Origin of the sequence: Paenibacillus sp. CF384 (assembly GCF_900106745.1) — a bacterium.
Classification (GTDB): domain Bacteria; phylum Bacillota; class Bacilli; order Paenibacillales; family Paenibacillaceae; genus Paenibacillus_Z.
This window is the reverse complement of record NZ_FNNV01000018.1, coordinates 125,334-145,696: the sequence shown is the minus strand read 5'-3', so window position 1 is coordinate 145,696 and position 20,363 is coordinate 125,334. Positions and strand designations below refer to the sequence as shown.

Sequence of the window (20,363 nt, the reverse complement as noted above, 5' to 3'; positions counted from 1 at the left end):
ATATGCTGGCTACCGCGCAGCGACGAGCCGTTATTCATCATCTGATCAGAAGCTGCATTCTCACCGGCTTCGGTGTGTTCATTATCTATTTGGTCCGGACAGGAAGCCTGCTTCAATATGTAGAGCCTGCTCTTAGCCTCTATGTGAAGCTCTCCGCAATGGGACTCTTCGCTACCGCCATCTACCAGCTTCATTCTGCCTGGGACAGCTGGCGAGGTGTTGATGCGGCCGCATGCGACTGCAACCACGACCCTTCCCAATCCGCGATTGCAAATGTCTTCTATTATGGATTGTTCTTGCTCCCTCTTGCACTTGGCTTCCTTCTGTAAGCGGGAAAATAATTGGAAAAAATTACATTCTAAATCATGCCAATTTAATCGTATAAAAGCTTCCAGTGAATCCATACTAAGGGTACACAAAGGAGGTGATTAGGATGGCTTCCAGCTTGGTCGTACCTGGTGCTAGTGCAGCACTTGATCAAATGAAATATGAAGTAGCAAGAAGTCTTGGCATTTCTTTCGCTCAAGACGGATACTACGGCGACATGTTAACTCGTGATGCCGGCTATATCGGCGGAAACATTACTCGCAAACTTGTTGAAATTGCAGAAATGCAGCTTGCAGGTAGATCTTCTCGTTAAATCGCCGTATTTAGGCAAATAAAAAGCTGCCCCAGAGTGCCGAGGCAGCTTTTTGCTGTGTCTTATTAAGGAGCATCCCGAAAAGAATGCTGTGCAAATTTAGGCGTATAGCGGAACATGCTGCTGGCCATGTTGTAGTTGCTCTCGAACAGAATGCTTGCTGACCATGCGCCGGTGCCGGTGCGAACCGAGAAATCGTACATGATTTCTCCATGTGTCCAGTTCCGCTTCAGCTTGATGGAATCGATTGCCATCTGCCTGAAGGCTTGTACTTGTTCATGCGTCATCCCTTGCTCAGACTGCCCGATTTGACCGTTTCTGCTTTCAATCGGATGATGACGAATGCCATATTTGCCGACAGCATTATTGCGAATTTGAATGATTACCGTTCCGGCTTGAGCGTGAAGCAGCTCCTCTGCCAATTGCTTAAAGACGTAGTCCACTTGTCGAGTTAAAGGCATTGCGTCCACATTCATAGGTTTTCGCCTCCACGATCCTTATTTAGATGATTCTTCCAAGTCATCCAATAGGCCCATTATATGACATGAATTTCGTTCGCACAATCATAATTATACAAAAACATTACAAGAATTTAGTTAATTCGACACCTACCTTACAAACTATCCTCCTTCTTTCGACACATTCGCCCCGATATAGACGAATATAGACAAAAAGTACTATGGTGCTATAATATAACTATTCCATATAAAGGAGAGCTTCCCATCATGCAATGGTTCCATTCCTTATCTATTCGAAATAAGCTCCTTGTCGGCTGTTACACGATTGTTGCTGCATTTTCCATCGCTCTATTGCTTGGCCTTGCACTTACCGGCGGAAGTCTCATACTTGGATTAGTCATCATTGTTCTTGCCGCAGCTGTTACTTTTCCTCTTGTCAGAGTAATCGAGACAGCGCTTACATCTTCGATTGATGAAATGACCTCAATCGCGTTTGGTATCGCGAAAGGTGACTTTACGCAGAAGGTGGATGTATCCTCCTCCGCATCGCTCGGCGAACTTGGCCATTCCTTCAACAGCATGGTGGACAAGCTCCGCGATATTCTGAAAGAAACCTCGACCATCTCAAGAATCGTCAACGACACAAGCCGCAGCATCTTTGATAAGAATATTGATTTAAAGAAAGTGATGGAGCAAGTAGCCTCCTCTGCAGGCGAACTTGCAACCGGGGCGAATCAAATTTCCGAGGATGTCGGCGACATGGCTGACTCCATCCGCGAAATCGAAGACAAAGTATCCTCTTACGCGCACTCCACGAAAGTGATGAACGAACGCTCCGAACAGACGCTCAGTTTGGTTGAACGCGGAAGGCAAGCGGTCGAGAGTCAGTCGACGGGGATGTCGCGCAACGTCGAGGCAACCTCCCAAGTATCTGAAGCCATTGAAGAGCTGGCACGCAAAGCAGCGGGTATCTCCGCCATTACGCGCACGATTTCGGATTTGGCTGAGCAAACCAACCTGTTGTCGCTGAACGCATCCATCGAAGCGGCACGCGCCGGTGAGCATGGACGCGGCTTCGCAGTCGTTGCCCAGGAGGTCCGCAAGCTTGCAGAGGAGTCCACTTCCTCCACGAAGGAAGTGTTCAATCTTGTTCGCAGTATCGACACGGGCGTTAAACAAGCCATCCAGAACATCAAAGTCAATGAAGAGGTTGTTCAGCTTCAAATGAAGATGCTTCGGGACTCTGAAGTGATTTTCACGGAGCTTGTGACAAGCGTTGAGTTTATTACCGAGCAGATTGCACAATTCTCCGGCGAGAGCGACCAAATGATGGAGAGCGCCCGCAAAATTTCAAGCGCCATCCAAAGCATCTCTGCGATAACGCAGCAATCCGCAGCGGGAACCGAACAAGTATCTGCATCGATGAACGATCAAATCGGTTCTGTCCAGGCCGTTGTTAACGAAACCGAGAAAATGCAGCAGACGGTTATGCAGCTGCAGCGTACAATGGCGATTTTCAAAATCTAACTACATACCACCATGAAAGAAGACCTCCCGCTCCAGCCTTCGCTGGTTGATCGGGAGGTCTTCTGTTGTATCGGCTGAATCAAATGAACTTATAGCCCTTGTGAATAATCGAATCCGACCGCTTGCAGGAAGGCTCTCGCGAGTACCGCATGACCGGCTTGACTGGGATGAACGCGATCCCATGCGATCGTCGCCGGGTAGATATGCTCCATAACCCGGTTGAAGGCAGCCTGCGTATCCACAAACAGCGCATCATGCTTAGCTGCCAGATCACGAACGATTGCGCCGTAGCGATCCATCTGAGCTCTCATCGCATCGTTTGGATTCGGTTCAAGGTAGAACGGCGTCATGAGTACAAGCCCTTTCAGCTTCGGTCTGGTCTGAACGATGAGTTCCTCCAGTGTTGCTGCGTACTCTTCCGGGTAAACATGCGACTCTGTAATCAAAGGCGTATCGAATTGACGCCACACATCGTTGGTGCCAATCATAATCGAGAGCCAATCCGGCTTCTGATCCAGCACATCCGTTTGCCAGCGCGCCTTCAAATCAAGCACGGTATTGCCGCTCGTTCCGACGTTGACAACGCGAATGCCGCGCTCCGGATAGGCTGCCGTCAATAAAGCATCAACAAGACCCACATAACCTTTGCCAATGGCATCGAACAACCCTTCTCCTACAGGTCGAGCGCGGCCGCAATCCGTGATTGAATCCCCAATCATAACAAGCTTATCCTTGACCTCCAGCAACATGAACGTTCCCTCCCTATTCTGCTAAGAAAAACTGCATAATTTTATCATTCAAGCCCGGTAATCCTTCGTGACCGAAATCCGGGAAAATTTCCAGGCGTTTCGTCGAGTTAATCTTATTATAGGCTGCAAACTGTGTGGACGGCGGGCAGATCGTATCCATTAAACCTACGCCCATCAGCACCTCACCTTGAATCCGGTCGGCCAAATGCTGAATGTCTATGTAACCCAGCTTCGTGAAAATTTCATCTTCGCGCTCATGCTGCGGATCGAAATGACGGAAGTAAGTACGCAGCTCATGGTAGGCGTCCTTCGCCAGATCCATTTCCCATACGCGTCTATAGTCGCTGAGGAACGGGAATACAGGCGCGAGCTTGGCTACTCTCGGCTCAAGCGCCGCGCAAGCAATCGTCAAGGCGCCGCCTTGCGAGCCGCCCATAGCATAGACTCTGCTTGAATCGACTTCAGGCATATTCAGCGCGATGCCTGCCAATTGAGCGGTGTCGAGGAAGATGTGACGGAACAGCAGCTGATCCGGCTCATCGTCAAGACCCCGGATGATATGGCCATGATGGGTATTGCCTTTCACATTGCCGGTGTCTTCGGACTTACCGCCTTGGCCGCGGCAATCCATAGCGAACACAGAATAGCCAAGGGATACATAAGCAAGACGCTCCGTCCAATCGCCGGAGTGCCCGGTATAACCATGAAATTGTACAACTGCAGGATGTGGCGCTTGCGCGTTCCGAGGACGCGCATATTGCGCATGAACACGCGCACCTTTGACGCCGGTAAAGTAGAGATCGAAGCATTCCGCCTGCGGCGTTTGGAAGGAACTAGGAATAAGTTCGACGGCAGCATCAGTCTGGCGCATTTCCGTCAATGCACGTTCCCAGTATGCATCGAAGTCAGCAGGTTTCGGATTGATTCCTGAATACGTTTTCAATTCATGTAGCGGCATATCAATGGCTGGCATGTTCTATCCCCTTTTCAACTTATTCCCTTACATGTTACGTGTTTGAGACTAACCGTGTAAAGAGGGTCTTTTCATGCATGATCAAAGAACGGCAGGGCAAAATGAGAGCGAAAGGTTACTTCACGGCTATAATCGCACGGAGCGGAGGACGAAGACCATGTTCGGGATGCCTGTAACAAAGCGGGTGTTAGTGCTGCTGATTGCTTGGATCGCATTATTAAGCTCCTCTTCGTATGCCGACAATGCCCGGCCCTCATCGGACGGTTTGACGCAAGCCGGCAGCGTCAGAAAGCCTGGGCAAGCGACAGACGGACAGGGGATCAATGCTGGTGCCAAGCATGCCCAGCCTTCTTTCAACAGCGAGCAGAAACGCAGGAAGAAACGAAGCGCCGTGTCATGGGTAAAGCTGCAGCAGCAATTTCCCGGTTCATTCGTTGTATGGGGACCGCGAGGATCAAGAAGAGTGGCGCTGACCTTCGATGACGTGCCTGATCCGCGCTACACGCCTCAGGTACTGGAAATACTGGCTCGCTATAAAGTAAGAGCGACCTTCTTTGTCGTCGGCAACCGCGCAGCGAAACACCCTGCTCTTGTAAGGCGCATGCGCAAGGAAGGCCATATCATCGGCAATCATTCGTATGATCATGCGGTGTTCTCACGCATCTCCCGCTATGCCTTCGAGCAGCAAATTTGGCAAACCGATTGGATTCTGCGTCCTCTAGCCGGATACAGTCCCAAATTTATACGGCCTCCCTACGGCGAGATAACCCCGCAGCAAGTCGACTGGCTGCGGCGGCGTGGTTACATTGTAGTCAATTGGGATGTGGATTCCGTCGATTGGAAAGGCCTGGACAGCAACAGCATTCTCATCAACATCAAGAGAACGCTGCAGCCCGGTTCGATCATATTGCAGCATGCCGGAGGCGGCGAAGGACAAGATTTATCAGGCACGGTCGCGGCGCTGCCAAAGCTCATCCGGCTGCTCCGCAGCAAAGGCTACCAGATCGTCACGCTGCCCGAGCTGTTGAATAAACCTGAAGCTCGCGGTGCACGGACTAGGTAATCGGGAAACGAACAAAACGGCAGCCCCATCGACCGGGCTGCCGTTTGCGTCTCTATATGCTATTCCAGAACGAATACTTTCACGTATTGGAAGCCAAATGTCCTGGCTTGCTCTTGTGATTGCGGTATAAAAATATCAATACGCTGGCCTTTAATGGCACTGCCTGCATCTGCTGCAATGGCCATCATGCCGCCACTCGGAAGTCCACCATGGTCATAGCCGGTAACATAGACCTTGCTGCCAAGCGGGATAACCTTCGGGTCAACTGCAATAGTGCCAAGCTTCAGCGGGTTACCGAAGTAGTCAACAGCGCCCCATGAGCCGTTCTCAGAAGCAGCGGCCGTATAAGCACTTGCTTTAGCTTGAACAACTTCCGAATAGTTATAATTGCTGTTGCCGATGGTGATGATTTCTTCTTTTTTGTCCACCGAGGTCATTTTCATCGACTTGCCTACTGCTGCTTTAGATGCCGTTTTCACAGCTTTTGGCGCAGCCTTCGCTTTGGCTTTCGGAGCCGCCTTTGCTGCTGGCTTAGGTGCTGCTTTAGCCGCAGCCTTAGCTTCCGCCTTCGGCGCTGTCTTCGCATTCGTCGACGTCTTCACAACACTCGAGGCCGGGATCACGATGCTAAGCCCCGCGTAGATGTTGGTAGGTTCAATCATCGGATTAGCTTTCAACATCTGCTCCAATGAAATGCCGAATTGCTTGGAAAGCTCCCAGAAGGTGTCGCCGTCTTTGGCGCTGTACGTCGATGCCGCGTTTGCCGAGTGTGTAAGAACAGCAAAGCTGAGCGCTGCAATGACCGCGCTTTTCTTCCAAAGATGTTTCATCAAGTTGTATTGCCTCCTTTTGATTTACGGCTATCATCCACGTCGTGCTTGTGCGGATTTATTCCGTCATCGCGATAAAGGACACACAGCCATACAAGCTATGTCATAAACTTCCTTATCGCATGCGGCCTGCGAGGTTAGTTGTCGGATTCGGATTGAGGAGTTCAACCCTACGCTTCGTGAAATAAGCGATTCACCCCAGCGCCATATGCGCGTTCAGCGCTGCATTCCCTTATGAGAAATGCAGGCCGGAGGGCAGTTATGCCACTCCCTAAAAGATCCCCCGTACGTTACGTTTCGGCTCGCGTAATAGAATACCATATCCAGCAAAGCAAATCCTACCGGTAAATACAGGGACATCGCGCGAAAATACCTTTTTTTAGACATTTCGCGGAAGAAAAATGCTCACCGTCGTCCCTTTCTCGGGGATGCTCGTAATGTCCATTCGACCTCGATGACCTTCGATAATGCGATAACAAATCATCAGTCCAAGACCTGTCCCGCTGTCCTTCGTCGTGAAGAACGGACCGCCTAGTTTGGGCAGCTGATCCTGTGGTATACCAACACCTTGGTCGATGATCTCGACGATCAATTCGCTCTGCTGGTGCAGCGTCATGTCAATCGTGATTACGCCTCCGCTCGGCATGGCCTCTATCGCATTCTTGAGCACATTGACGAATACCTGCTTCAGCTGATTCTCGTCGCAAAGCAGCTCCGCTGACGTGGCATCCGCATGCGAGACGATCTGCACATCGCGCAGAATGGCCTGCGTCTCAAGCAGCGTCAATACATTTTGAATGATTTTGACCAAGTCATGCTTACGGAACTGATTGGCCTGCGGCTTGGCAAGCGCCATAAATTCCTGCACGATCGAATTGATTCGGTCTAATTCGACAAGCATAATATCGAAATACTCATGATATTGATCAATCTTCGTCTTCAGAAACTTAGAGAAGCCGATCAGCGAAGTCAGGGGGTTGCGAATTTCATGAGCGATTCCTGCGGCCATTTGGCCGGCCACAGACAGCTTCTCCGATTGAATCAGCGCTTCCTCTTCCTTCTTCCTCTCGCGCATATCGCGAAACACGCTTTGCACAACAGTGCCTTTATTCAAGTAATTGCGAATTCGCGTGCTCGATACCTCGACATCGATGATCTCCCCGCCTTCGGCAATCACCTTGCAATCTAGAAATTCATTGGGCTCGTCCGTCTGCATAATCGCTTGAACTCGTTCCGCGGATCGCTCCCAATAATCCGGATGTATGTAACGAAAGGCCTTCTCGCCTGCAAAGATTCCGCTGTCCGTAATATTCAACAGTTTAAGACCTGCTTGATTGGCGAACAGGATTTCGTTCCCGTCATGTACAAAAATCGGCTCCGGCAAATATTTAATCAATCGTTGATAATTGTGCATATCAGACCTGGCATCGACATCGTCCACGCCATGATTCCCTTTACCCAGCTTCCTCTTCACATTCACTGCAAGCGGCTTGTTACAATATACGGCTTTACGCCTCATGTCTCATACCCTCCGGGTGATGAAGTATTCCTAAGGATTTCGCCTCTAATTCTTACAAACCCTGCTCAGTGAGAAAGTTTTAATGTGAATGCATGCCGCGAATCAGCGTATGTATGCCTTGCTTGAAAATCGGCAACGTCCGCGCGAGCAGTTCATCCGTCGGTTCCGAGTGGTTGCTGTAGGTGCTGATGAAGCCTTGCAGGTAGTAAAATAAGATCCGGCCATTATTCAATGCCGCCTCTTGCGTCACTTCCTCTGACCTTTCAGAGACGGCAGTATGCAACACCTTCATAATGTGAGCGAACAATCGGTTGCGAATGACGTTGACCTCGAGTTCCGGCTGCAGTTCATCCACTCGCACCGAGGCGGACATGAACAGGACGGTCTGCAGACTGCCGCTCGTCAGGCTGAAGAGGACATATTCGCTGCATACGGCGAGCAGCTTATCCCGAGCCGCCGTGTCCGGCTTGCTGATTTCGTCCAGCAGCTTCTGTTCGAGCGTGAGCAGCGAAGGAATCGCAATCTGCTGAAGCAGTTCTTCTTTATTTCGGAAATATAAATAAATGGCGGTATGGGAGCAGCCTGCTGCTTTGGCAATTTCACGCATCGTTACGGCAGAATACCCCTTCTCCGCGAACAACGCTGCCGCTGCCGACCGAATCGCGGCTTTCATCTCTTCCGTTAATTGTTGTCTTCTTGTAGTCATAGGACTGGCACCTCGTATTTCGTTCGTTTGATAACCATTGGTCACAGAATAACCGATGGTTATAATAACGTCAACTTTTTCACGCAAAAAAGAGCGGCCACTGTGCGGCCGCTCTTAACTAATTGAATCTATAATTAGGACGTAAACTCTTGTACCCACTCGCCGTTATAATAAGCAACGCCGATTTTATTAAAGTTTTTGCTGAGGATGTTCGCTTTGTGGCCCGGGCTGTTCATCCATGCCTGCATGACTTCTGCCGGCGTACGCTGACCCTTCGCGATATTCTCACCCGCATAAGAGTAAGAAACGCCATAAGCACGCATCATATCAAACGGCGAACCGTATGTGGGCGAATTATGATCAAAGTAGTTGTTCGTATACATATCCTTCGCCTTGTCCAAAGCGACTTTCGTCAAGAGCGTATCGGATTTCAATGTGCCCAGACCTGCATTGGCACGTTCCTTGTTTACCAAAGTGACGACTTGAGCGGCGAACGTGCTCTTATCTGTTGTGCTGGTTCCTGTGTTGGTGTTCGAAGATCCATTGTTTGACGATCCGCTGTTCGAGGAACCTGTCGTTACCGGGACTTTAATCGTCATGCCAGCCCAAATGATATTCGGGTTCGCAATGTTGGGATTCGCAGCAATCAGCTTGCTGAGGCTGACCCCGTATTTCGTGGCGATTTTGTACATCGTGTCGCTGTTCGTAACCTTATACGAGACGGAACTGTTCACTGTGGCTGCTTCTGCCTTCTGCAGGGCTGCTCCTCCTCCGGCTACGATCATACCGGCTGCGAGTACGCTAGCTACACCTATACGAAATGGTTGCATCTTCATGAATATTTCCTCCTTGTTATGGTTATCGTGTGTGCCGACCTTTCGACGCCACCCATGTTAACACGAGGAAATGGCAAAAACACCTCATAAAATATGGAAACGATCCGATTGGATGCTAAAAATCATCGAATACGAAGTCCAATTTGTCCGCCTTCTTCAGGTTGCAGGCGGCGCATGCGCAGACGCAATTGGCGGGAGACGAAAGTCCTCCTTTTGACTTCGGCAGCACATGGTCAATCGTGTCCCCGTAACGGCCGCAATACTTGCAAATATAGTCGTCTCGTTGCAGCACCAGCAGCCGGAAATCCGTCTTCGTATAGAGCTTGTGGATCAAGCCCGGATTGATAATGCCCGCAGCACCTTCCTCCACCATTCGCACAGCCATCTCCGTCGGAATATCGGTCGACCAGCGTTTCCCTGTTTCGCGGTGACCGCGCAGCCGAATATGTCCGCGGCCACGATCGTTAAGGAGCGAAGTTTTGTATGTAAAAGCGCCTTTGATTGGATTTATGTTCCGATTCGGCGGGCGAACTGCAACCTGTTCAACTGCGCTGATTTCCGCTTTTAAGCTTTTGATCTTCGCGGCTTTCGATCGTTTGTGGCGGCGTTTGCGCTTCCGCTTCGCTGCAGGTACTGGCGCTGCTTCGTCCGCGGTAGCCATTGCGGATGATTGTCTTTGTACAGCAGCTGCATCCTTCTGCTCACAGTCACTGGCTGTCGCTACGGAGGCAGCCTGTCCATCATGGACAGGGGCGATCAGCTTGGACCCCACACTGCGCTTCTTGCGGCGACGCTTCCGCTTCCTTACCGGCTTGGCAGGAGTTTCATTCTCGGCATCAGCATCCGTTACGAACTCATGCTCCTCGCCGTGCTCATCCTCATGTTCTTGTTCATATTCCAGAAACCGGACAGCCTCTTCCACGCTGTCAAACGCCGCATCTCCCGGCGCTGTCTGCCGCTTCCTCTTGCGCAGACATGTTCGGCAAATCCCGCGCCTGCCGCTGCTTCCCGCGCGTTTCGTGAATGCTGTAAGCGGCTTCTCTATTCTGCATGCCGTGCATGGCTTCATCTCCATCGCAATCACTTCCGCTCCGTTTCCTTATCAGGTCGTCGTTAAGCCGTGCAGCTTACGAAACTGCTCCGGGGTAATCCCTTCCGCTTTGCCGAATGCGGCAATGAAATGGCTGGGATCGCGGTAGCCGGATAGTTGCGCAATCTCTTTAATCGACCTTTTGTCGCCAAGGCTCATCATTTCCTTGGATTTAATCATCCGCAGTCGAATTAAGTAAGCATAGGCCGTAATGCCGAACGCCTGCCGGAATAGTGAATTTAAATAACGGGAGCTAATGCCAAGCTGCTCCGCCATGTCGGTCAGGCTGATATCCGGATCTCCGTAATGGAAATCCAGCCAATGCAGAAGCGGGTCCAGCTTCTCCAGATGCTGGAATACGGAGGAACGTCCGCCCTTCTGCCCGTAAATTTTGATCATCGTAAGAAACCGGTACAGCTGCGCGGAAGCATTCAGACCTGTCCTGTCCTCATCATGCTGCGCTTGTTTAATCATGCTCTCCAACTGCGAGGTAATTGGCGCGTCTTCGTTCCAATTCAGCCATTCCGTTTGCCGGATGCCGAGGGAAGCCAACATCGAAGCTGCCAAGACTCCGCCGAACGTCACATACATGGTCGCCCACTTCTTGCCCGGCTTCGCTGTATAGAAATGAGGGACGTCCGGAAATAGCAGGGAACCGTTGCCTGGCGGAAGCGAATACTTGATTCCGTTAAGTTCAAACTCGCCTTCGCCCTCTATTGTTTGCAGCCAGTGGAAGCACGGATAGCCCTTTGTCCGGTCCACGGCTTCTTGGTCTGGATTGATTCCGATACTATCTACATAAAGCGGCAGCTCGTACTCACCTAGCGTGAACATGTAGCGGCTGCGCTGCTGACCGTCATTGAACCCTTTATTCCGCTCGATGATTTGTTCCATATTATCATATCCTGCCTATTCTTTTTTATATATCTCTAATCCGCATCTTACCATAAAATAAAGCTGTTATCATTCACTTCACTGGAGGAATTTGCGAATATGGATACTTCGAAACTGCCCAAAATGTTATATGGCGGCGATTATAATCCCGAACAGTGGGATTCCGCCATCTGGCCGGAAGATATGCGTATGTTGGAGCTTGCCGGAATGAACATCGCTACTGTAAATGTTTTCTCATGGGCGATGCTCCAGCCAAGCGAGGATACTTATGATTTTGATACCCTTGATCGGATTATGGACATGCTCCACGCAAACGGCGTTTATGCCTGCCTGGCAACGAGCACAGGTGCTCATCCCGCTTGGATGGCTAAACGTTATCCCGAAATTCTGCGCACGGATTTCGAAGGACGGAAGCATAAATTCGGTGGACGCCATAACTCCTGTCCGAACAGCGCGGTGTACCGGACTTATTCCACTCGTCTTGCCTCGAAGCTTGCAGAGCGTTATCAGAACCATCCTGCCGTTCTGCTGTGGCATGTTTCCAATGAATATGGCGGCGAATGTTACTGCGATCAATGCGAAATCGCATTTCGCGGCTGGCTGCAGAACAAATACGGCACGTTGGACAAACTAAATGAACAATGGAACACCCGTTTCTGGGGACATACCTTCTACGAGTGGGACGAAATTGTGCTGCCAAGCGCGCTATCCGAGCAATGGTCGTATGACAAAACTTGCTTTCAGGGCATCTCGCTCGACTTTAGCCGCTTCAATTCGGACAGCATGCTTGAATGTTACAAGCTGGAATATGATGCGATTAAGGCCTACACGCCTGAAATTCCCGTTACGACTAACTTAATGGGAACCTATAAACAAATTGATTATTTCAAATGGGCCAAGCATATGGACATCATTGCCTGGGATAACTACCCGTCCATGAATACCCCTTCCAGCTACGTGGCGATGACGCATGATCTGATGCGCGGGCTTAAAGGAGGCGCGCCGTTCCTGCTGATGGAGCAAACGCCGAGCCAGCAGAACTGGCAAGCGTATAACACGCTCAAACGTCCCGGAATTATGCGCCTATGGAGCTATCAGGCCGTCGCGCATGGTTCGGACAGCGTCATGTTCTTCCAGTTGCGCCGTTCTGTCGGCGCATGCGAGAAATACCACGGCGCGCTTATTGAGCATGTCGGTCATGAGCATACCCGTGTATTCCGCGAATGCGCACAGCTTGGAGCTGAGTTGAACGCTATGGGTTCGAAGCTTCTTGGTTCGAGACTGCCGAGCCGAGTCGCTATCATGTTCGACTGGGAGAATCGCTGGGCCATCGAATATTCGAGCGGACCGACCGTTGATTTGAAATATCTCGATGAAATTCATAAGTATTACCGCGCGTTCTATGATGGCGGCTACCAAGTGGACGTCGTGTCCTTCGAGGACGATCTCTCCGCATATGACATCGTGATCGCTCCGGTTATGTACATGGTCAAGCCGGGCATGGCTTCGCGAATCGAAGATTTTGTCCGGGACGGCGGCACCTTCGTAACGACCTTCTTCAGCGGAATCGTGAACGAGAACGATATCGTAACGTTAGGCGGATATCCGGGGGAGCTGCGCCCGCTCCTTGGCATCTGGGCCGAAGAAATCGACGCTCTGCTCCCTGACAGCAGCAACTCTGTCGTAATGAAAGATCCATTAGGTTCGCTGGAAGGCACCTATCGCTGCCATTTGCTTTGTGACCTTATCCACAGCGAAGGCGCAGAAGTCATTGCCGAATATGGCGAGGATTTCTATGCCGGCATGCCTGTCCTTACTCGCAATAAGTATGGCAGCGGCGAAGCTTGGTATGTCGCTTCCAGCCCGGATGAACAATTTATGAAGGGTTTCGCTGATGTATTGTGCAAGCAGCACGGTATTGCTCCATTGCCGGGCAAGCAGCCGGGCGTTGAAGTCACGCGCAGAGTGATCGATAATCGCGGTTATTTATTCGTTCTGAACCACAATGCGGAGTCCGTCACGATCGAGCTTGGAACAGATTCTGGCACCGACCTTATTACCGGAAACACATACGCTGGGCAAGCTGTCATTAATGGCCGCGATGTCCTCATCCTTGAGCAATTTGCTTGATATTGCCTAGCTCCGAGATCGAATAGCTCCTTTCCCCGCTGAACATATTAGTTGGTGTGAAAGGAGCTGGTTACTCAAATGAGAAGGTTTTTCGGTACATTATTCGGAATTGTATTAGCTTTTGGTATTGGCGCTCTTATCTACAATGGGGTGTCGGATCGCAACGTCACGCCAAACAACACCTACCACTCGGCAAGCAGACACGACCTCAACCAGCAGCGTTTGAGCATCAAATCCAATGATGATCTTCTGCCGCTGAACACAGGTCATCGCATGCTGCGGACGAATCAGCCAGGCACGATGAGAGCACAAAACCTTGATCTGGGCAAAATTCCGTGGTATCAGCTTTATTACGGCGGTACTTGGAATCCGGGTGGCGGCGGTGCAGCGAATCCGGGCACAGGGTATCCGAACGTTACCTACCCGGGCGGCAATAAGTGGACCGGTAATACCGGAAACACTGGGAATACCGGGAATACAGGTAATACTGGCAATACAGGAAACACCGGTAATGCTGGCAACACCGGCAATGCCGGCGGGTCCAACGCAGCGGACAGCTCCTCCATCTCGCAGCAAATCCTGCAGCTGGTTAATGCAGAACGTTCGAAAGCCGGCCTGCAGCCGCTGTCGCTGAATGCATCGCTGTCCAAAGTGGCACAAGCCAAATCGAATGATATGCGTGACAAAGGTTACTTTGATCACAATTCTCCAACCTACGGCAGTCCGTTCGATATGATGAAACAGTTCGGCATCAACTATTCCTATGCCGGGGAGAACATTGCAGCTGGTCAAAAAGGTGTACAAGCGGTTATGACTGCTTGGATGAACAGCCCGGGTCACCGTGCCAACATCCTCAGTGCTAACTTCACCCAACTTGGCGTCGGCTATGCTCCAGGCGGCAGCATGAGTCCTTATTGGACGCAGCAATTCATCAAACCTTAAGCAATTGTCTAAACAAAAGCTGTCCCAACTTGTGTCACGCGACACTTTGGAGACAGCTTTTGTTTTGATGGAGCGAGATGAGAACTAAGCGTTAGTTTGTCGTTCTTGTTGTGGGATGGCGGCGGTTTTGCAGTCGGGGGTTAGGCTACGTGCAGCGTTTGCTGCGATATTGGCCCGGCGCTTCTCCGACCTCCTTCTTGAACGCTTTCGTAAAATGATGCACGTCGGCAAAGCCGCAGTACGCAGCGATCTCTTCAATGGTATTGTCCGATCCCGTCAACAGCTCCTGCGCATGGTGAATGCGCAATTGGAGCAAGTACCGATGCGGTGAAACCCCTAGCTGCTCCTTGAACTTCGCGCTGAAACGCGAGGGGGAAAGGTTCGCTCTTGCTGCCATTTCACTGACCGTGAGCGGCTCGGCCAAATTCAAGGATAAGAACGATGTAATCCAATTCATCCGCTGCGGCGCCGCCTTCTCCGTTTGCTTCAGATCGGTGTGATCCTCCAGAATGGTTAGAATCACTTCCGTTCCGAGGGACTGTGCTCGAAGCTGCATGAGCGGATCGCGATGCTGCCAGCACTCCACCATCGCGAGAAACTTGTCCCGCAGCGCGATCGGATGCTTAGGCTGCAGCCTGACCGGGATTGTAACACCATGAAAGTCGTTCAGCCTCGGCTGAATGAGATGGCTGTACGGCTCAAGATCAATCTGACCGCTTCGCGTCGGAAATCGGTCCTCCCTGAGCGAATCGTAGAAGAAATCCATATGGGCAAACGGCGTAATCGTATTCGTTTTCCCTTCCAGCACATTCAATACATTCGGTTGAATCAGACAAAAGTCGCCTCTTCGAAACTCGTAAGGGACACCATCTACTTGAAACACGCACTCTCCTTCTTGAAAATAAACGAGCAAATAATCAAGCAATCTCCGTTCCGCAGATAACCACGGCTTCCGGACGGCATAGTCGCTCTCCCGAATGTAAGGAACAATCGGCTGTTTCTCCATCAATTCAGATAAGTACATGTAGGTAAGCTCCTTAGCCGCAATCGGTATGATTTGCTTTTATTATATAATAGGCGCAGTTGTTTTTGACAAAAGAATTGAGAGATCGAAACAAAGTCAGCAGCAGCAGCTGTGCTTTATAATTAAAGCATCTTAGCAGTACTAAGGAGATTCGATCATAATGACGACCACAAATCCATCTAATCTCGCCGAGCTTCCGCAGCTTGACAGCGATTATACGTTGACGACAGAACAAACCGATTTCTATCAGAAGAACGGGCATATCCTGCTGAAGGGCATTGTGACGCCTGATGAAATGAGCTTCTACGAGCCGCTTATCGAACAAACCGTGCGTCAGCACAATAACCATACGAAACCGGTTGAAGAGCGGGATACGTACGGTAAAGCATTCATTCAAATCGGAAACCTATGGGTCATGAATGAAGGAATCAAACGTTTCGTCTTGGCTCGTCGTTTCGCCAAAATCGCAGCCGAGCTTATGGGCGTGGATGGCGTTCGGATCTATCACGATCAAGCGTTGTTCAAAGAACCGGGCGGCGGTCATACGCCGTGGCATCAAGACCAAGTGTATTGGCCGCTTGAAACGCCAAACACCATTACGCTTTGGATGCCGCTTATTCCGATTTCCGAGGAAGTCGGCTCGATGACTTTCGTAGATGGATCACATACGTCCGGCTACATGAGCCGTCAATTCATCTCCGATGAATCACATAAGACGCTTGGTTCCTATATTGAAGGCAAAGGCCTTGCAAAGACGAACTACGGCGCTATGTCCGCAGGTGATGCGACATTCCACGCAGGATGGACACTGCATTCTGCACCGGGCAATCCAACGGATTCCATGCGCGAAGTCATGACCATCATCTATGTCGCCGATGGCGTCAACACGATGGCGCAACCAGACAGCAGCGCGCGCGAGAACGATTTAAAGTCCTGGTTCCCAGGCGTAAAAGCAGGAGAACCCGCTGTTTCCCCGCTCAACCCGCTTGTTTATAAGAAATAATACTAAAGGCTAGCCCTCAAAGCGGGGGCTAGCCTTTTTTTGCTTATGGATAAGATTGATGATCCGTGTCGCGCCGTCTATACATGCTCATCAACTTGTCCACGGGGAGCTCTTCGGGAAGTGCCGCAGCCCTATCCTGATACCAGTAGGCGGTCGAAGAGTACCAGTACGGCTTCAGGTGCTTCGCCTCCCATGGATTCACGAACGAGATGCTGAGATTTTTATCGAATGCAATGGCATCACGTTCGTGGAACCTGTACATGCTGATCATCGAACGCAGCGTGTCTTTGAGCGGTACGCCGTGCAGCTCTGCGTAGAATTCACCATCCCTGAAGTACCATCCGCCATTGAAATAATCTTCGAGTCCGGTGCCAACGATCGTCGGGTGCTCTCTGTCTTCCGTGTCGACGAACATATATTCAGGAGCTTCCAAGTAAGACAAGTAGTTGAGCTCCTCTCCTTGCATGGACAGCGAGCAACCGATGTAATGGCCGCGTCCTTGAATATCTACCAGAGGAAGCGGATCGGTACCTCCAAGACGGGCAGTCCGGAAGAGGCAATGGAACCGCCCGGAGTCCTTCGGCAGTTCGTCGTATACTTCGTAGTTTGCGTTAAAGAAAACATCAAGCGGGATGCTCTCATGCAAGTTCTCGAGCTCAATGCGCACTTGATTAAATGGCATCAAGAAGTAGGAATAGAAGCCTCCGCTCGACATTCCGATATACCGTGAGACGAAGTGTCGAAATTCACAATGGCCGATGCCGAAGAAGTCGCCGATCGGACATTCAACGGACGGTTTAGACTCGCCATCCCAATAGATACGGATGATGAGCTTCTTTAACGTAGATGTATCATTCTCGGCTTGCGTATCCCAATGTCGCCAGAACCATCCGGGAAAGGTCAGCCACATCCGGCTGATAATGCCTGGTGTGTCGCTCTTCACAATCGTGCGAGGAGGCTCCCCGGGCATGATTCTCACCGTCTTGCTCTTGGTGACGTGATCGAAGGTCGTGAATTGCCTTGTTGTCGCTTTTCCAATTTCGTATAAAGGGGGAAACATCCTCATCTCTCCTTATAAAGAGTAAGCCTTTTCATTTAATTTGATTAGAAGTCAATACGTACCGCAGCAAGGGAATACGGCGAAACATCCACGTTTAACGTATCGCCCGCAAGCGTCACGGAGCTATCGCCCGGAATCAGGTTCTCATTCACATCGACCGCGTAAGCTCTTACCGCTCCCTTAAACAGCTTAAAGGAAGCCGTTGCGCTTTTCCCATCCGTTTCGTACATCCGAATAATCCAGCTGGCCCCGCTGTTTCCTTCCGGCACTTTGATCGCCGACACGGCAACCGCGTCATCCAACTGCTCGATATACCCCGCATTCGCCGGCTTCGAGCCTGACCGCTTCAAGCCTGACAGCACATTCAAGGGGTGGTTAATCCGGTACGCATGCTCGATGACATCGCGGCTAGACGCCGATGCCTCCGCCAAACAAACCGACAGTTTAATCCGATGATGGTTGCCAAGCTCCGGATATGGATCCGGTTCATACGAACCTCGAATGAGCGAGACAGACATCGCATTATCCGTTCCCCGGAAACCGTATTTGTTGTTCGTCACGATGAACAACGTTGGCTTATGCGGATCATCAGCACGCAATGCCTGCACAAAGCTGTTACCCGGTAATTCCATGTCTCTGGCTTCCCGGACAATCGTTCCGAACGGAACATCATATTTATAAGCTTCGCTCGCATAGCCAATCGGAAAATAAAACTGCAGCTGCGGAATCCCAACCTCTCTGCTTCCCGCTTCCTGCCAGTCGCATTCTACATGGTAATCAAGGCTTCTGCTGCCTGCATCCAGTGAAACCGCGATGCGAAGCGATGAAGAAGTCTTGAACTTCATTTCATAGCTGATCGTTTGACGCAAGTCACCGGAGACCGTCTTCTTTAAGATGACACGCTCATGAAGGCTGTCGATTTGCATAAACCGCCCGACCCACCATGCCGCCATCCCTTTACTCGGATCCTCCTGAATAAGTCGGAATAACCCTGCGGGTCTGGCCGGATCAATCAGTTCCTCACCGGAGGACTTATCGATCAGGGATATGACAGAGGCATCTCTTGGATCGAAAACAACCCGTACATGATCGTTTTCGAGCGAATAATCCTCATCCCGGTCAACCCTCGGATCGCCGATGATAATTTGCGAGGAGTATCCATCTCCTTCGGCAACAATCAGGGTACCGTAGCCGCACGCCGGCACCTTCACGCGCGCAAGCAATCGCAAGTAATCATGCGACCAATAGGCATTGCGGCCGCTATCCAGAACCTGGCTTGGCATGGTCTCGCCCGCAGCCGTCTTCACGACAATCGACTTAATCGGGCTCTTCCAATCCCAGAGCAGAATCTCGACCGTTTCTTCCCTCGTTTGAAGCGAGGAATTAAAGAGATGCACGATACGCGTGCTCCCGGATCCGCGCTCAACCTGCGTAATCTTGAAATCGCGAGTCCCGAATCCGACACCCGCTCCTTGCGCCGTATTCGTGGCCGTATGGCCGATTTCTATCTCCGACGTATCAATATCGGCTGCGATTCGCTCAAGCGCAAGCTTCCGGTTCGTTCCGGCAATCGCCATCGTATTCTGAAACAACCCTAGGGCATGCTCGCGCGTTTCGATAACCCCGGATCCCGGCAGAATATCATGGAACTGATTAAACATGACGCCACGCCATGCTTCCTCGTAAGCAGCTCCCGGGTAACCTGCCCCATGCGCCGCTGCGGCTACCGAACTGAACAATTCGGCTTCGTTCAGCGTTGCTTCCGAAACACGATTCGCATTCTTAATGCGGGTCTGGGACGTGTAACAGCCTGTGAAGACGACATTCAATTCCCCTTTCACGACCGGCAGTTGATCCTTGATCCGCTCCGCTTCTTTGAAATAATCCGCATAACCGCCGAACCGTATCGTAGGACAAATCGGCCATTCCTGCATCGCCCGCAGACGATTCAAGTCACGTCTGGTCGGCCCGCCACCATGATCGCCTACTCCATAGACATACAGATAAGAATTCAAGCCTGTCCTGCGACAAATATCCGGCACATAAGACGTGAATACAGGACGGACAAAATCGTTATACCAGGTCAGCTCTCGATAGACGATGACCGATTTCCCGGAAGGCCCCTCCCAGCGTGTCAGCGGATCTCCCTCAGCACCGCGGCAGTGGTAGTAATAGCTCACACCGCCACTGGCTAAGATCTCAGGCACCTGCAAGCTATGTCCAAACGTGTCCGGCTCAAAATCCATATTCAAGCTGTCCGGCTCGATATCAAACAATTTGCTAAGATATCGCTTCGTATACAGAATATGCCTCGCCAAACTTTCGCCGCTTGGCATATTCTTATCCGCTTCCACCCAGTGCGAGGCCGTAATTTCCCAGCGACCTTCCTTCACTCGGCGTTTAATCTCCTCCAGCATCGATGGAGCATATTGCTCTACAATTCGGTAAATCGACGCTTGCGATTGAGAAAACGTAAACTCCGGATACTCCTCCATCAGATTGAGCATCGTGCGGAACGTATCGATGGTGACGGAAACCGTCTCATCCCAGCCCCACATCCAATTCATATCGATATGCGCGTGGGACACTGCTATTACGTCGTAACTTTTCGCATCGGCAGCTAAGCTTTGCAGCATTCCTTCCGCCTCAAGCGCAGCTTGCTTTACGATGGCTCCATCCTCGACAATGCGCTGTTCTATGTAATCAAGGGTACTCGCGATAACCGCGTCATACTTTAGTCCATTCACCTTCGAAAGCTCTTGTGCAAATACCAGCTGCGAGAGAATACGATCATTCCATTCATTGCGACCGCTATATTCGAGGTCATCCCAATAAGATTGCGGTTCCGGTCCGATCAGTCGTCTAATTCTCGTTTCGTTCATTTTCAATTCCCTTTCCTCTCCGAATAGGATTTGAAGA

The 20,363-nt window shown here is 50.8% G+C and carries 19 protein-coding genes and 1 riboswitch; of the genes, 7 read left to right on the top strand and 12 right to left on the bottom strand.

Going from position 1 to position 20,363, the window contains the following annotated elements:
• The first annotated feature begins 2 nt into the window (after positions 1-2).
• A complete protein-coding gene (locus tag BLW29_RS24965; RefSeq protein WP_090984721.1) occupies positions 3-329 on the top strand; it encodes a DUF1980 domain-containing protein in 327 nt (108 codons plus the stop codon).
• 104 nt (positions 330-433) lie between these two features.
• Positions 434-640 carry an alpha/beta-type small acid-soluble spore protein gene (locus BLW29_RS24960; protein ID WP_090984719.1) on the top strand — a complete coding sequence of 69 codons (207 nt, stop codon included), beginning with the start codon at positions 434-436 and terminating at the stop codon, positions 638-640.
• A gap of 65 nt (positions 641-705) precedes the next feature.
• Here BLW29_RS24960 and BLW29_RS24955 read toward each other — a convergent pair whose 3' ends face one another.
• Positions 706-1,116 carry an O-methyltransferase gene (locus BLW29_RS24955; RefSeq protein WP_090984717.1) on the bottom strand — a complete coding sequence of 137 codons (411 nt, stop codon included), beginning with the start codon at positions 1,114-1,116 and terminating at the stop codon, positions 706-708.
• 249 nt (positions 1,117-1,365) lie between these two features.
• Between BLW29_RS24955 and BLW29_RS24950 the strand changes: the two genes are divergently transcribed.
• Positions 1,366-2,625, top strand: a complete 1,260-nt coding sequence (locus BLW29_RS24950) for a methyl-accepting chemotaxis protein (RefSeq protein WP_090984715.1) — start codon at positions 1,366-1,368, stop codon at positions 2,623-2,625.
• 89 nt (positions 2,626-2,714) lie between these two features.
• Here BLW29_RS24950 and BLW29_RS24945 read toward each other — a convergent pair whose 3' ends face one another.
• Together BLW29_RS24945 and BLW29_RS24940 are read right to left on the bottom strand one after the other, a co-directional pair.
• Positions 2,715-3,374, bottom strand: a complete 660-nt coding sequence (locus BLW29_RS24945) for an SGNH/GDSL hydrolase family protein (RefSeq protein ID WP_090984713.1) — start codon at positions 3,372-3,374, stop codon at positions 2,715-2,717.
• 13 nt (positions 3,375-3,387) lie between these two features.
• Complete coding sequence (locus tag BLW29_RS24940; protein WP_090984711.1) at positions 3,388-4,347, bottom strand: alpha/beta fold hydrolase; 960 nt, start codon at positions 4,345-4,347, stop codon at positions 3,388-3,390.
• A 73-nt stretch (positions 4,348-4,420) separates the two neighbouring features.
• Here BLW29_RS24940 and BLW29_RS24935 point away from each other — a divergent pair, with 73 nt between their 5' ends.
• Positions 4,421-5,410, top strand: coding sequence for a polysaccharide deacetylase family protein (locus BLW29_RS24935; RefSeq protein WP_256208878.1), 990 nt, complete (start codon positions 4,421-4,423; stop codon positions 5,408-5,410).
• A 59-nt stretch (positions 5,411-5,469) separates the two neighbouring features.
• Here BLW29_RS24935 and BLW29_RS24930 read toward each other — a convergent pair whose 3' ends face one another.
• The 6 genes from BLW29_RS24930 to BLW29_RS24905 all read right to left on the bottom strand — a co-directional run bounded on the left by BLW29_RS24930 (position 5,470) and on the right by BLW29_RS24905 (position 11,285).
• The gene (locus BLW29_RS24930; protein ID WP_090984709.1) at positions 5,470-6,240 is read right to left on the bottom strand and encodes a 3D domain-containing protein; all 771 of its coding nucleotides are present in this window, start codon (positions 6,238-6,240) and stop codon (positions 5,470-5,472) included.
• A 110-nt stretch (positions 6,241-6,350) separates the two neighbouring features.
• A riboswitch (cyclic di-AMP (ydaO/yuaA leader) is annotated at positions 6,351-6,553 on the bottom strand.
• Positions 6,554-6,619: 66 nt separating this feature from the next.
• Positions 6,620-7,759, bottom strand: coding sequence for an ATP-binding protein (locus BLW29_RS24925; RefSeq protein ID WP_090984707.1), 1,140 nt, complete (start codon positions 7,757-7,759; stop codon positions 6,620-6,622).
• Between the two features lie 79 nt (positions 7,760-7,838).
• Positions 7,839-8,465, bottom strand: coding sequence for a TetR/AcrR family transcriptional regulator (locus tag BLW29_RS24920; RefSeq protein ID WP_143044461.1), 627 nt, complete (start codon positions 8,463-8,465; stop codon positions 7,839-7,841).
• 134 nt (positions 8,466-8,599) lie between these two features.
• Positions 8,600-9,301: a CAP domain-containing protein gene (locus BLW29_RS24915; RefSeq protein WP_090984705.1), complete on the bottom strand. Its 702-nt coding sequence runs from the start codon at positions 9,299-9,301 to the stop codon at positions 8,600-8,602.
• 115 nt (positions 9,302-9,416) lie between these two features.
• Positions 9,417-10,376, bottom strand: coding sequence for an HNH endonuclease (locus BLW29_RS24910; RefSeq protein ID WP_143044460.1), 960 nt, complete (start codon positions 10,374-10,376; stop codon positions 9,417-9,419).
• Between the two features lie 27 nt (positions 10,377-10,403).
• Positions 10,404-11,285 (bottom strand): AraC family transcriptional regulator, encoded by an 882-nt coding sequence (locus tag BLW29_RS24905; RefSeq protein WP_090984701.1) that lies wholly within the window; start codon positions 11,283-11,285, stop codon positions 10,404-10,406.
• Positions 11,286-11,384: 99 nt separating this feature from the next.
• Here BLW29_RS24905 and BLW29_RS24900 point away from each other — a divergent pair, with 99 nt between their 5' ends.
• Entirely contained in the window at positions 11,385-13,415 is a 2,031-nt protein-coding gene (locus BLW29_RS24900; RefSeq protein WP_090984699.1) for a beta-galactosidase, read from the top strand.
• A gap of 78 nt (positions 13,416-13,493) precedes the next feature.
• The gene (locus BLW29_RS24895; protein WP_256208877.1) at positions 13,494-14,357 is read left to right on the top strand and encodes a CAP domain-containing protein; all 864 of its coding nucleotides are present in this window, start codon (positions 13,494-13,496) and stop codon (positions 14,355-14,357) included.
• A gap of 145 nt (positions 14,358-14,502) precedes the next feature.
• On the opposite strand, the gene BLW29_RS24890 is transcribed toward BLW29_RS24895, so the two are convergent.
• Positions 14,503-15,381: an AraC family transcriptional regulator gene (locus tag BLW29_RS24890; protein WP_256208876.1), complete on the bottom strand. Its 879-nt coding sequence runs from the start codon at positions 15,379-15,381 to the stop codon at positions 14,503-14,505.
• A 160-nt stretch (positions 15,382-15,541) separates the two neighbouring features.
• On the opposite strand from BLW29_RS24890, the gene BLW29_RS24885 reads away from it, so the two are divergent.
• Positions 15,542-16,384 (top strand): phytanoyl-CoA dioxygenase family protein, encoded by an 843-nt coding sequence (locus tag BLW29_RS24885; protein ID WP_090984697.1) that lies wholly within the window; start codon positions 15,542-15,544, stop codon positions 16,382-16,384.
• Positions 16,385-16,427: 43 nt separating this feature from the next.
• On the opposite strand, the gene BLW29_RS24880 is transcribed toward BLW29_RS24885, so the two are convergent.
• The gene (locus tag BLW29_RS24880) at positions 16,428-17,444 is read right to left on the bottom strand and encodes a glycoside hydrolase family 172 protein (RefSeq protein ID WP_177186813.1); all 1,017 of its coding nucleotides are present in this window, start codon (positions 17,442-17,444) and stop codon (positions 16,428-16,430) included.
• Between the two features lie 44 nt (positions 17,445-17,488).
• Complete coding sequence (locus BLW29_RS24875; RefSeq protein ID WP_143044459.1) at positions 17,489-20,326, bottom strand: alpha-mannosidase; 2,838 nt, start codon at positions 20,324-20,326, stop codon at positions 17,489-17,491.
• Between the last annotated feature and the right edge of the window lie 37 nt (positions 20,327-20,363).

What these genes read in the sequence shown, in the direction of transcription:
- BLW29_RS24965 (WP_090984721.1), top strand. Translation starts at nt 3, where the DNA reads ATGCTGGCTACCGCGCAGCGACGAGCCGTTATTCATCATCTGATCAGA.
- BLW29_RS24960 (WP_090984719.1), top strand. Translation starts at nt 434, where the DNA reads ATGGCTTCCAGCTTGGTCGTACCTGGTGCTAGTGCAGCACTTGATCAA.
- BLW29_RS24955 (WP_090984717.1), bottom strand. Translation starts at nt 1,116, where the DNA reads ATGAATGTGGACGCAATGCCTTTAACTCGACAAGTGGACTACGTCTTT.
- BLW29_RS24950 (WP_090984715.1), top strand. Translation starts at nt 1,366, where the DNA reads ATGCAATGGTTCCATTCCTTATCTATTCGAAATAAGCTCCTTGTCGGC.
- BLW29_RS24945 (WP_090984713.1), bottom strand. Translation starts at nt 3,374, where the DNA reads ATGTTGCTGGAGGTCAAGGATAAGCTTGTTATGATTGGGGATTCAATC.
- BLW29_RS24940 (WP_090984711.1), bottom strand. Translation starts at nt 4,347, where the DNA reads ATGCCAGCCATTGATATGCCGCTACATGAATTGAAAACGTATTCAGGA.
- BLW29_RS24935 (WP_256208878.1), top strand. Translation starts at nt 4,421, where the DNA reads ATGCATGATCAAAGAACGGCAGGGCAAAATGAGAGCGAAAGGTTACTT.
- BLW29_RS24930 (WP_090984709.1), bottom strand. Translation starts at nt 6,240, where the DNA reads ATGAAACATCTTTGGAAGAAAAGCGCGGTCATTGCAGCGCTCAGCTTT.
- BLW29_RS24925 (WP_090984707.1), bottom strand. Translation starts at nt 7,759, where the DNA reads ATGAGGCGTAAAGCCGTATATTGTAACAAGCCGCTTGCAGTGAATGTG.
- BLW29_RS24920 (WP_143044461.1), bottom strand. Translation starts at nt 8,465, where the DNA reads ATGACTACAAGAAGACAACAATTAACGGAAGAGATGAAAGCCGCGATT.
- BLW29_RS24915 (WP_090984705.1), bottom strand. Translation starts at nt 9,301, where the DNA reads ATGAAGATGCAACCATTTCGTATAGGTGTAGCTAGCGTACTCGCAGCC.
- BLW29_RS24910 (WP_143044460.1), bottom strand. Translation starts at nt 10,376, where the DNA reads ATGGAGATGAAGCCATGCACGGCATGCAGAATAGAGAAGCCGCTTACA.
- BLW29_RS24905 (WP_090984701.1), bottom strand. Translation starts at nt 11,285, where the DNA reads ATGGAACAAATCATCGAGCGGAATAAAGGGTTCAATGACGGTCAGCAG.
- BLW29_RS24900 (WP_090984699.1), top strand. Translation starts at nt 11,385, where the DNA reads ATGGATACTTCGAAACTGCCCAAAATGTTATATGGCGGCGATTATAAT.
- BLW29_RS24895 (WP_256208877.1), top strand. Translation starts at nt 13,494, where the DNA reads ATGAGAAGGTTTTTCGGTACATTATTCGGAATTGTATTAGCTTTTGGT.
- BLW29_RS24890 (WP_256208876.1), bottom strand. Translation starts at nt 15,381, where the DNA reads ATGTACTTATCTGAATTGATGGAGAAACAGCCGATTGTTCCTTACATT.
- BLW29_RS24885 (WP_090984697.1), top strand. Translation starts at nt 15,542, where the DNA reads ATGACGACCACAAATCCATCTAATCTCGCCGAGCTTCCGCAGCTTGAC.
- BLW29_RS24880 (WP_177186813.1), bottom strand. Translation starts at nt 17,444, where the DNA reads ATGTTTCCCCCTTTATACGAAATTGGAAAAGCGACAACAAGGCAATTC.
- BLW29_RS24875 (WP_143044459.1), bottom strand. Translation starts at nt 20,326, where the DNA reads ATGAACGAAACGAGAATTAGACGACTGATCGGACCGGAACCGCAATCT.